General features: G+C 50.1%; 20 protein-coding genes. 19 read left to right on the top strand and 1 reads right to left on the bottom strand.

The window, feature by feature from the left end; all coding sequences use genetic code 11:
- The 3 genes from ACH1XZ_RS22965 to bfr form a co-directional block, all read left to right on the top strand.
- Window positions 1-132, top strand: a 132-nt coding sequence (locus tag ACH1XZ_RS22965) for an EF-Tu C-terminal domain-related protein (protein ID WP_459253838.1), incomplete at its 5' end; no start/stop codon positions are given.
- Between the two features lie 184 nt (window positions 133-316).
- Entirely contained in the window at window positions 317-511 is a 195-nt protein-coding gene (bfd, locus tag ACH1XZ_RS22960) for a bacterioferritin-associated ferredoxin (RefSeq protein ID WP_035894970.1), read from the top strand.
- A gap of 72 nt (window positions 512-583) precedes the next feature.
- The gene (bfr, locus tag ACH1XZ_RS22955; protein WP_395597278.1) at window positions 584-1,060 is read left to right on the top strand and encodes a bacterioferritin; all 477 of its coding nucleotides are present in this window, start codon (window positions 584-586) and stop codon (window positions 1,058-1,060) included.
- Here the strand turns inward: bfr and ACH1XZ_RS22950 are convergent.
- Window positions 1,044-1,523 carry a prepilin peptidase gene (locus ACH1XZ_RS22950; protein ID WP_395597277.1) on the bottom strand — a complete coding sequence of 160 codons (480 nt, stop codon included), beginning with the start codon at window positions 1,521-1,523 and terminating at the stop codon, window positions 1,044-1,046. The two genes, bfr and ACH1XZ_RS22950, sit on opposite strands and share 17 nt — an antisense overlap.
- Window positions 1,524-1,902: 379 nt before the next feature.
- Here ACH1XZ_RS22950 and rpsJ point away from each other — a divergent pair, with 379 nt between their 5' ends.
- The 16 genes from rpsJ (at window position 1,903) to rpsH (ending at window position 9,013) form a co-directional block, all read left to right on the top strand.
- On the top strand, window positions 1,903-2,214 hold the full coding sequence (gene rpsJ / locus ACH1XZ_RS22945) for a 30S ribosomal protein S10 (protein ID WP_001181005.1): 312 nt from the start codon (window positions 1,903-1,905) through the stop codon (window positions 2,212-2,214).
- Window positions 2,215-2,246: 32 nt separating this feature from the next.
- Entirely contained in the window at window positions 2,247-2,876 is a 630-nt protein-coding gene (gene rplC, locus ACH1XZ_RS22940; RefSeq protein ID WP_123650841.1) for a 50S ribosomal protein L3, read from the top strand.
- A 10-nt stretch (window positions 2,877-2,886) separates the two neighbouring features.
- The gene (gene rplD, locus ACH1XZ_RS22935; RefSeq protein ID WP_035894974.1) at window positions 2,887-3,492 is read left to right on the top strand and encodes a 50S ribosomal protein L4; all 606 of its coding nucleotides are present in this window, start codon (window positions 2,887-2,889) and stop codon (window positions 3,490-3,492) included.
- Window positions 3,489-3,791, top strand: a complete 303-nt coding sequence (rplW, locus tag ACH1XZ_RS22930) for a 50S ribosomal protein L23 (protein ID WP_035894975.1) — start codon at window positions 3,489-3,491, stop codon at window positions 3,789-3,791. Before rplD ends, rplW begins: the two co-directional genes overlap by 4 nt.
- 17 nt (window positions 3,792-3,808) lie before the next feature.
- Window positions 3,809-4,630: a 50S ribosomal protein L2 gene (rplB, locus tag ACH1XZ_RS22925; RefSeq protein WP_035894977.1), complete on the top strand. Its 822-nt coding sequence runs from the start codon at window positions 3,809-3,811 to the stop codon at window positions 4,628-4,630.
- Window positions 4,631-4,646: 16 nt separating this feature from the next.
- Window positions 4,647-4,925: a 30S ribosomal protein S19 gene (gene rpsS, locus ACH1XZ_RS22920; protein WP_001138117.1), complete on the top strand. Its 279-nt coding sequence runs from the start codon at window positions 4,647-4,649 to the stop codon at window positions 4,923-4,925.
- 14 nt (window positions 4,926-4,939) lie between these two features.
- Window positions 4,940-5,272: a 50S ribosomal protein L22 gene (gene rplV / locus ACH1XZ_RS22915; protein ID WP_035894978.1), complete on the top strand. Its 333-nt coding sequence runs from the start codon at window positions 4,940-4,942 to the stop codon at window positions 5,270-5,272.
- A gap of 17 nt (window positions 5,273-5,289) precedes the next feature.
- Window positions 5,290-5,988 (top strand): 30S ribosomal protein S3, encoded by a 699-nt coding sequence (rpsC, locus tag ACH1XZ_RS22910; protein ID WP_006817277.1) that lies wholly within the window; start codon window positions 5,290-5,292, stop codon window positions 5,986-5,988.
- Window positions 5,989-6,000: 12 nt separating this feature from the next.
- Complete coding sequence (rplP, locus tag ACH1XZ_RS22905; protein WP_035894979.1) at window positions 6,001-6,411, top strand: 50S ribosomal protein L16; 411 nt, start codon at window positions 6,001-6,003, stop codon at window positions 6,409-6,411.
- The gene (gene rpmC / locus ACH1XZ_RS22900; protein WP_002919754.1) at window positions 6,411-6,602 is read left to right on the top strand and encodes a 50S ribosomal protein L29; all 192 of its coding nucleotides are present in this window, start codon (window positions 6,411-6,413) and stop codon (window positions 6,600-6,602) included. The genes rplP and rpmC overlap by 1 nt, the downstream gene beginning before the upstream one ends.
- Entirely contained in the window at window positions 6,602-6,856 is a 255-nt protein-coding gene (gene rpsQ / locus ACH1XZ_RS22895; protein ID WP_035894980.1) for a 30S ribosomal protein S17, read from the top strand. Before rpmC ends, rpsQ begins: the two co-directional genes overlap by 1 nt.
- A 163-nt stretch (window positions 6,857-7,019) precedes the next feature.
- A complete protein-coding gene (gene rplN, locus ACH1XZ_RS22890; protein ID WP_000613954.1) occupies window positions 7,020-7,391 on the top strand; it encodes a 50S ribosomal protein L14 in 372 nt (123 codons plus the stop codon).
- A 10-nt stretch (window positions 7,392-7,401) separates the two neighbouring features.
- The gene (rplX, locus tag ACH1XZ_RS22885; RefSeq protein WP_035894981.1) at window positions 7,402-7,716 is read left to right on the top strand and encodes a 50S ribosomal protein L24; all 315 of its coding nucleotides are present in this window, start codon (window positions 7,402-7,404) and stop codon (window positions 7,714-7,716) included.
- A 14-nt stretch (window positions 7,717-7,730) separates the two neighbouring features.
- Window positions 7,731-8,270, top strand: coding sequence for a 50S ribosomal protein L5 (gene rplE / locus ACH1XZ_RS22880; RefSeq protein WP_395597276.1), 540 nt, complete (start codon window positions 7,731-7,733; stop codon window positions 8,268-8,270).
- Between the two features lie 14 nt (window positions 8,271-8,284).
- On the top strand, window positions 8,285-8,590 hold the full coding sequence (rpsN, locus tag ACH1XZ_RS22875) for a 30S ribosomal protein S14 (RefSeq protein WP_035894983.1): 306 nt from the start codon (window positions 8,285-8,287) through the stop codon (window positions 8,588-8,590).
- Window positions 8,591-8,620: 30 nt separating this feature from the next.
- Window positions 8,621-9,013 (top strand): 30S ribosomal protein S8, encoded by a 393-nt coding sequence (gene rpsH / locus ACH1XZ_RS22870; protein ID WP_003031127.1) that lies wholly within the window; start codon window positions 8,621-8,623, stop codon window positions 9,011-9,013.
- Window positions 9,014-9,020 lie beyond the last annotated feature (7 nt).

Here is a 9,020-nt window from a genome sequence, read left to right as displayed (position 1 = left end):
ATGCCAGGCGACAACATCAAGATGGTTGTGACTCTGATCCACCCAATCGCGATGGACGACGGTCTGCGTTTCGCAATCCGTGAAGGCGGCCGTACTGTAGGTGCGGGCGTTGTTGCTAAAGTAATGAGCTAATTATTTATTAATTAGTTTTGCACTTGAAAAGGGCACTTCGGTGCCCTTTTTGCTTTTTGTTATTTGTCCCCGCAATATTTTCCGCACGATTTGATCCCTTATTTCACATGACTTCTCGCGTCTGGCTATTGTAATCATAATTATTCTCACTTACACTTTGTTCAGAAATTGAACGGGAGTGGTTATGTACGTTTGTTTGTGTAATGGCGTCAGCGATAAAAAAATTCGCCAGGCAGTACGCCAGTTTCATCCGCAGTCTTTCCAGCAATTAAGAAAATGCATTCCTATTGGAAATCAATGTGGTAAGTGCGTTCGCGCTGCGCGAGAGGTGATGGAAGACGAATTAATGCAAATGCCAGAGTTCAAAGAGATCGCCTAAGCTCGGATTTCTTTTTTGACATCCCTGTAGCCCGTTCTACGCTTCAATAAGTGGAAGCGGAGGGTCTATATAATGAAAGGTGATGTTAAGATAATAAATTATCTCAATAAATTATTGGGAAACGAGCTTGTCGCAATCAACCAATACTTTCTCCATGCGAGAATGTTCAAAAACTGGGGCCTGATGCGCCTCAACGATATTGAATATCACGAATCCATAGATGAAATGAAACACGCCGATCAGTACATCGAGCGTATTCTATTTCTTGAAGGGATCCCCAACCTGCAGGACCTCGGCAAGCTGCACATCGGCGAAGACGTCGAAGAGATGCTGCAATCAGATTTAAAGCTTGAACTGGACGGTGCGAAGGATTTACGCGAAGCCATTGCCTACGCCGATAGCGTTCATGACTATGTGAGCCGCGATATGCTGATTGCTATCCTCACTGAAGAGGAGCATCACATAGACTGGCTGGAAACCGAGCTGGATCTGATTAGCAAAATTGGTCTGCAAAACTATCTGCAATCACAAATTAAGGTTGAAGGCTAAACGCCGACATGCCCGCCATCGTGAAACCCGCGGCCCCCAGAAATGGACCAAACGGCAGCGGGTTTTTTATATCTGCCAAAGAGTGACGATAGCAGGCTACGCTGACAATGTAGACGCTGGCCATAGCACTTGCCACTAGAAGTAATCCCGGCAACTGATGCCAACCGTGCCATGCCCCGAGTGCCGCCAGGTACTTAACATCGCCATACCCTAACCCTTCGCGCTTGCGAATTCCTCTGTATACCCAATACAAAAGAGCCATAAAAGCGTAACCAGCAAGAGCGCCCCACAGGGCATTCACTACGTCCTCTGCGGGGTTCAGACAGAGCTGGAAAAGCAGCCCCGACCATAGCAAAGGACAGGTCAACCGATTAGGCAGCAGGCCGCTGCGTACGTCATGCCAGCAAAGCGAGACGTTTAGCAGTAGATAGGTAAGAAAGAAGGGGAGGGCGGGTAAAGCCATGTTGTCAGCACCGTTGGAGGGAATGAAGAGGTAGTGTGCGCAGGGAAGAGAAGACGAGCAAAAGGCATTTGCTGCATTCGCGAAGCACTATCCAGATAACCTCGCCAGATTGCATTCTTACACGCTCGGTTGGGAGCGGCAGCGCAAGATGCAGTGATTAATTTATAAACACGAGTTGCATCGCATGGGTATTTGTGTATAATGCGCGGGCTTGTCTAATATTGACAGCGGTTCGATATGAGCCACCGGTACTGCGAAAGCGATACCAGACAATGTTCCCAATTGGGGAACTCTGTAAGAACGGTTACACTCTCCCATCAATCGTAATGGGTTTGAGGAGTAACTATTTCGTCTATAAAATAATTGGAGCTCTGGTCTCATGCAGAACCAAAGAATCCGTATCCGCCTGAAAGCGTTTGATCATCGTCTGATCGATCAATCAACCGCGGAAATCGTCGAGACTGCTAAGCGCACTGGTGCGCAAGTCCGTGGTCCGATCCCGCTGCCGACCCGCAAAGAGCGTTTCACCGTTCTGATCTCCCCGCACGTCAACAAAGACGCGCGTGATCAGTACGAGATTCGTACTCACAAGCGTCTGGTTGACATCGTTGAGCCAACTGAAAAAACCGTTGATGCTCTGATGCGTCTGGACCTGGCTGCCGGTGTAGACGTGCAGATCAGCCTGGGTTAATCAGGTCATCGAGCGATTGAGAGGTTGATACAATGATTGGTTTAGTCGGTAAAAAAGTGGGTATGACCCGCATCTTCACTGAAGATGGCGTATCTATCCCAGTAACCGTTATCGAAGTTGAAGCAAACCGCGTTACTCAGATCAAAGATCTGGCTAACGATGGCTATCGCGCTGTTCAGGTTACCACTGGTGCTAAAAAAGCTAACCGTGTAACCAAGCCGGAAGCTGGTCACTTCGCTAAAGCTGGCGTAGAAGCTGGCCGCGGCCTGTGGGAGTTCCGTCTGGCAGATGGTGAAGAATACACCGTTGGTCAGGACATTAGCGTTGAACTGTTTGCTGACGTTAAAAAAGTTGACGTAACCGGTACCTCTAAAGGTAAAGGTTTCGCTGGTACCGTTAAGCGCTGGAACTTCCGTACCCAGGACGCTACTCACGGTAACTCCTTGTCTCACCGCGTTCCGGGTTCTATCGGTCAGAACCAGACTCCGGGCAAAGTGTTCAAAGGCAAGAAAATGGCAGGTCAGCTGGGCAACGAACGTGTCACTGTTCAGAGCCTGGACGTAGTACGTGTTGACGCTGAGCGCAACCTGCTGCTGGTTAAAGGTGGTGTTCCGGGTGCGACCGGTTGCGACCTGATCGTTAAACCAGCTGTGAAGGCGTAAGGGGATAGCAATGGAATTAGTATTGAAAGACGCGCAGAGCGCGCTGACTGTTTCCGAAACTACCTTCGGTCGTGATTTCAACGAAGCGCTGGTTCACCAGGTTGTTGTTGCTTATGCAGCTGGTGCTCGTCAGGGTACTCGTGCTCAGAAGACTCGTGCTGAAGTAACTGGTTCAGGCAAAAAGCCATGGCGCCAGAAAGGTACCGGCCGTGCGCGTTCAGGTTCTATCAAGAGCCCGATCTGGCGTTCAGGTGGCGTTACCTTCGCTGCTCGTCCACAGGACCACAGTCAAAAAGTTAACAAAAAGATGTACCGCGGCGCGCTGAAAAGCATCCTGTCCGAACTGGTACGTCAGGATCGTCTGATCGTTGTCGAATCATTCTCTGTAGAAGCGCCTAAAACTAAGCTGCTGGCACAGAAACTGAAAGACATGGCTCTGGAAGATGTGCTGATCATCACCGGTGAGCTGGACGAGAACCTGTTCCTGGCTGCGCGCAACCTGCACAAGGTTGACGTACGCGATGTAACTGGTATCGACCCGGTTAGCCTGATCGCCTTCGACAAAGTCGTAATGACTGCTGATGCTGTTAAGCAAGTTGAGGAGATGCTGGCATGATTCGTGAAGAACGTCTGCTGAAGGTGCTGCGTGCACCGCACGTTTCTGAAAAAGCGTCTGCTGCGATGGAAAAAAGCAATACCATCGTTCTCAAAGTTGCCAAAGACGCGACCAAAGCAGAAATCAAAGCTGCTGTGCAGAAACTGTTTGAAGTCGAAGTCGAAGTCGTTAACACCCTGGTAGTTAAAGGGAAAGTTAAACGTCACGGACAGCGTATCGGTCGTCGTAGCGACTGGAAAAAAGCTTACGTCACCCTGAAGGAAGGCCAGAATCTGGACTTCGTCGGCGGCGCTGAGTAAGTCGGAGGAGTAATACAATGGCAGTTGTTAAATGTAAACCGACATCTCCGGGTCGTCGCCACGTCGTTAAAGTGGTCAACCCAGAGCTGCACAAGGGCAAACCTTTTGCTCCGCTGGTTGAAAAAAACAGCAAATCCGGTGGTCGTAACAACAATGGCCGCATCACCACTCGTCACATCGGTGGTGGTCACAAGCAGGCTTACCGTATTGTTGACTTCAAACGCAACAAAGATGGTATCCCGGCAATTGTTGAACGTCTTGAGTACGATCCGAACCGCTCCGCGAACATCGCGCTGGTTCTGTACAAAGACGGCGAACGTCGTTACATCCTGGCCCCTAAAGGCCTGAAAGCTGGCGACCAGATTCAGTCTGGCGTTGATGCTGCAATCAAAGCAGGTAACACCCTGCCGATGCGCAATATCCCGGTTGGTTCTACCGTTCATAACGTAGAAATGAAACCAGGTAAAGGCGGTCAGCTGGCACGTTCCGCTGGTACTTACGTTCAGATCGTTGCTCGCGATGGTGCTTATGTCACCCTGCGTCTGCGTTCTGGTGAAATGCGTAAAGTCGAAGCAGAATGCCGTGCGACCCTGGGCGAAGTTGGCAATGCTGAGCATATGCTGCGCGTTCTGGGTAAAGCAGGTGCTGCACGCTGGCGTGGTGTTCGTCCTACCGTTCGCGGTACTGCGATGAACCCAGTCGACCACCCACATGGTGGTGGTGAAGGTCGTAACTTTGGTAAGCACCCGGTATCCCCGTGGGGCCTCCAGACCAAAGGTAAGAAGACCCGCAGCAACAAGCGTACTGATAAATTCATCGTACGTCGCCGTAGCAAATAATTTTAGAGGATAAGCCATGCCACGTTCTCTCAAGAAAGGTCCTTTTATTGACCTGCACTTGCTGAAGAAGGTAGAGAAAGCGGTGGAAAGCGGAGACAAGAAGCCCCTGCGCACTTGGTCCCGTCGTTCAACGATCTTTCCTAACATGATCGGTTTGACCATCGCTGTCCATAATGGTCGTCAGCACGTTCCGGTATTTGTAACCGACGAAATGGTTGGTCACAAACTGGGTGAATTCGCACCGACTCGTACTTATCGCGGCCACGCTGCTGATAAAAAAGCGAAGAAGAAATAAGGTAGGAGGAAGAGATGGAAACTTTAGCTCAACATCGCCATGCTCGTTCTTCTGCTCAGAAGGTTCGCCTTGTTGCTGACCTGATTCGCGGTAAGAAAGTGTCGCAGGCGCTGGAAATTCTGACCTACACCAATAAGAAAGCGGCTGTACTGGTCAAGAAAGTTCTGGAATCTGCCATTGCTAACGCTGAACACAACGATGGCGCTGACATTGATGATCTGAAAGTTACGAAAATTTTCGTAGACGAAGGCCCAAGCATGAAGCGCATTATGCCGCGTGCTAAAGGTCGTGCAGATCGCATCCTGAAGCGCACCAGCCACATCACTGTGGTTGTGTCCGATCGCTGAGACTCTGGAGACTAGCAATGGGTCAGAAAGTACATCCTAATGGTATTCGCCTGGGTATTGTAAAACCATGGAACTCTACTTGGTTTGCGAACACCAAAGAATTCGCTGACAACCTGGACAGCGATTTTAAAGTACGTCAGTACCTGACTAAGGAACTGGCTAAGGCGTCCGTATCTCGTATCGTTATCGAGCGTCCGGCTAAGAGCATCCGTGTGACCATTCACACCGCTCGCCCGGGCATCGTTATCGGTAAGAAAGGCGAAGACGTAGAAAAACTGCGCAAAGTTGTAGCTGATATTGCTGGCGTTCCTGCCCAGATCAATATCGCCGAAGTGCGCAAGCCTGAACTGGACGCAAAACTGGTTGCTGACAGCATCACTTCTCAGCTGGAACGTCGCGTTATGTTCCGTCGTGCTATGAAGCGTGCTGTACAGAACGCAATGCGTCTGGGCGCTAAAGGTATCAAAGTTGAAGTTAGCGGCCGTCTGGGCGGCGCGGAAATCGCACGTACCGAATGGTACCGCGAAGGTCGCGTACCTCTGCACACTCTGCGTGCTGACATCGACTACAACACCTCTGAAGCGCACACCACTTATGGTGTAATCGGCGTTAAGGTATGGATCTTCAAAGGTGAGATCCTGGGTGGTATGGCTGCTGTTGAACAACCGGAACCGGCTGCTCAACCTAAAAAGCAGCAGCGTAAAGGCCGTAAATAAGGAGCGTCGCTGATGTTACAACCAAAGCGTACAAAATTCCGTAAAGTGCACAAAGGCCGTAACCGCGGTCTGGCGCAGGGTACGGATGTTAGCTTCGGCAGCTTCGGCCTGAAAGCTGTTGGCCGTGGTCGTCTGACTGCACGTCAGATCGAAGCAGCACGTCGTGCAATGACCCGTGCAGTTAAGCGTCAAGGTAAGATCTGGATCCGTGTATTCCCGGACAAACCGATCACCGAGAAACCGCTGGCAGTGCGTATGGGTAAAGGTAAAGGTAACGTGGAGTATTGGGTTGCCTTGATCCAGCCGGGTAAAGTCCTGTATGAAATGGACGGTGTTCCGGAAGAGCTGGCCCGTGAAGCATTCGGCCTCGCTGCAGCGAAACTGCCGATCAAAACCACCTTTGTAACTAAGACGGTGATGTAATGAAAGCAAAAGAGCTGCGTGAAAAAAGCGTTGAAGAGCTGAACGCTGAGCTGCTGAACCTGCTGCGTGAGCAGTTCAACCTGCGCATGCAGGCTGCAAGTGGCCAGCTGCAACAGACTCACCTGCTGAAGCAGGTACGTCGTGATGTTGCACGCGTTAAGACTTTACTGACTCAGAAGGCGGGTGCGTAATGACCGATAAAATCCGTACTCTGCAAGGTCGCGTAGTTAGCGCAAAAATGGAGAAATCCATTGTTGTTGCTATCGAACGTATGGTGAAACACCCGGTATACGGCAAATTCATCAAACGTACGACCAAACTGCACGTACATGACGAGAACAACGAATGCGGTATGGGCGACGTGGTTGAAATCCGCGAATGCCGTCCGCTGTCCAAGACTAAGTCCTGGACGCTGGTTCGCGTTGTAGAGAAAGCGGTTCTGTAATACAGTACTCGTTCTCGATACGAATAAACGGCTCAGCGATGAGCCGTTTATTTTTTCTACCCTTATCGTTGAAGCGGTGTTATAATGCCGCGCCCTCGATATGGGGCTTTTTAACGACCTGAATTCGGGTCTCAGTAGTAGTTGACATTAGCGGAGCACTAAAATGATCCAAGAACAGACTATGCTGAACGTCGCCGACAACTCCGGTGCACGTCGCGTAATGTGTATCAAGGTTCTGGGTGGCTCGCACCGTCGCTACGCAGGCGTAGGCGACATCATCAAGATCACCATCAAGGAAGCAATTCCACGTGGTAAGGTCAAAAAAGGTGATGTGCTGAAGGCGGTAGTGGTGCGCACCAAGAAGGGTGTTCGTCGCCCGGACGGTTCTGTCATTCGCTTCGATGGTAATGCATGCGTTATTTTAAACAATAACAGCGAGCAACCTATCGGTACGCGTATTTTTGGGCCGGTAACTCGTGAACTTCGTAACGAGAAGTTCATGAAAATTATCTCTCTGGCACCAGAAGTACTCTAAGGAGCGAATCATGGCAGCGAAAATCCGTCGTGATGACGAAGTTATCGTGTTAACCGGTAAAGATAAAGGTAAACGCGGTAAAGTTAAGAATGTCTTGTCTTCCGGCAAGGTCATCGTTGAAGGTATCAACCTGGTTAAGAAACACCAGAAGCCGGTTCCGGCTCTGAACCAACCAGGCGGCATTGTAGAGAAAGAAGCAGCTATTCAGATCTCTAACATTGCACTGTTCAACGCGGCTACCGGCAAGGCTGACCGTGTAGGCTTTAGATTCGAAGACGGCAAAAAAGTCCGTTTCTTCAAGTCTAACAGCGAAACTATCAAGTAATTTGGAGTAGTACGATGGCGAAACTGCATGATTACTACAAAGACGAAGTAGTCGCTAAACTCGTTTCTGAGTTTAACTACAATTCTGTCATGCAAGTCCCTCGGGTCGAGAAGATCACCCTGAACATGGGTGTTGGTGAAGCGATCGCTGACAAGAAACTGCTGGATAACGCAGCAGCTGACCTGACAGCAATCTCCGGTCAAAAACCGCTGATCACCAAAGCACGCAAATCAGTTGCAGGCTTCAAAATCCGTCAGGGCTATCCGATCGGCTGTAAAGTAACTCTGCGTGGCGAACGCATGTGGGAGTTCTTAGAGCGCTTGATCACTATTGCTGTTCCACGTATCCGTGACTTCCGTGGCTTGTCCTCTAAGTCTTTCGACGGTCGTGGTAACTACAGCATGGGTGTCCGTGAGCAGATCATCTTCCCAGAAATCGACTACGATAAAGTCGACCGCGTACGTGGTTTGGATATTACCATCACCACTACTGCGAAATCTGATGAAGAAGGCCGTGCTCTGCTGGCTGCCTTTGACTTCCCGTTCCGCAAGTAAGGTAGGGTTACTGAATGGCTAAGCAATCAATGAAAGCACGCGAAGTAAAGCGCGTAGCTTTAGCTGATAAATTCTTCGCTAAACGCGCTGAACTCAAAGCTATCATCTCTGATGTGAACGCAACCGACGAAGATCGTTGGAATGCTGTTCTGAAGCTGCAGTCTCTGCCGCGTGATTCCAGCCCGTCTCGTCAGCGCAAGCGCTGCCGTCAAACTGGTCGTCCGCATGGCTATGTGGGCAAGTTCGGGTTGAGCCGTATCAAGCTTCGTGAAGCCGCTATGCGCGGTGAAGTACCAGGCTTGAAAAAGGCTAGCTGGTAATTACCAATTGAATCACGGGAGTAAAGACAGATGAGCATGCAAGATCCGATCGCGGATATGCTGACCCGTATCCGTAACGGTCAGGCCGCGAATAAAGCTGCGGTCACCATGCCTTCCTCCAAGCTGAAAGTGGCAATTGCCAACGTGCTGAAGGAAGAAGGTTTTATTGAAGATTTTAAAGTTGAAGGCGACACCAAGCCGGAACTGGAACTTACTCTTAAGTATTTCCAGGGTAAAGCTGTTGTAGAAAGCATTCAGCGTGTTAGTCGCCCAGGTCTGCGTATTTATAAGCGCAAAGACGAGCTGCCAAAAGTTATGGCTGGCATGGGTATCGCGGTTGTTTCTACCTCTAAAGGTGTTATGACTGATCGTGCAGCGCGCCAGGCTGGTCTTGGTGGCGAAATTATCTGCTACGTAGCCTAATCGGAGG

Origin of the sequence: Kluyvera chengduensis (assembly GCF_044197065.1) — a bacterium.
Classification (GTDB): Bacteria; Pseudomonadota; Gammaproteobacteria; order Enterobacterales; family Enterobacteriaceae; genus Kluyvera; species Kluyvera ascorbata_C.
The sequence above is the reverse complement of the archived record's forward strand: the minus strand, read 5'-3'. Positions and strand labels throughout refer to the sequence as shown.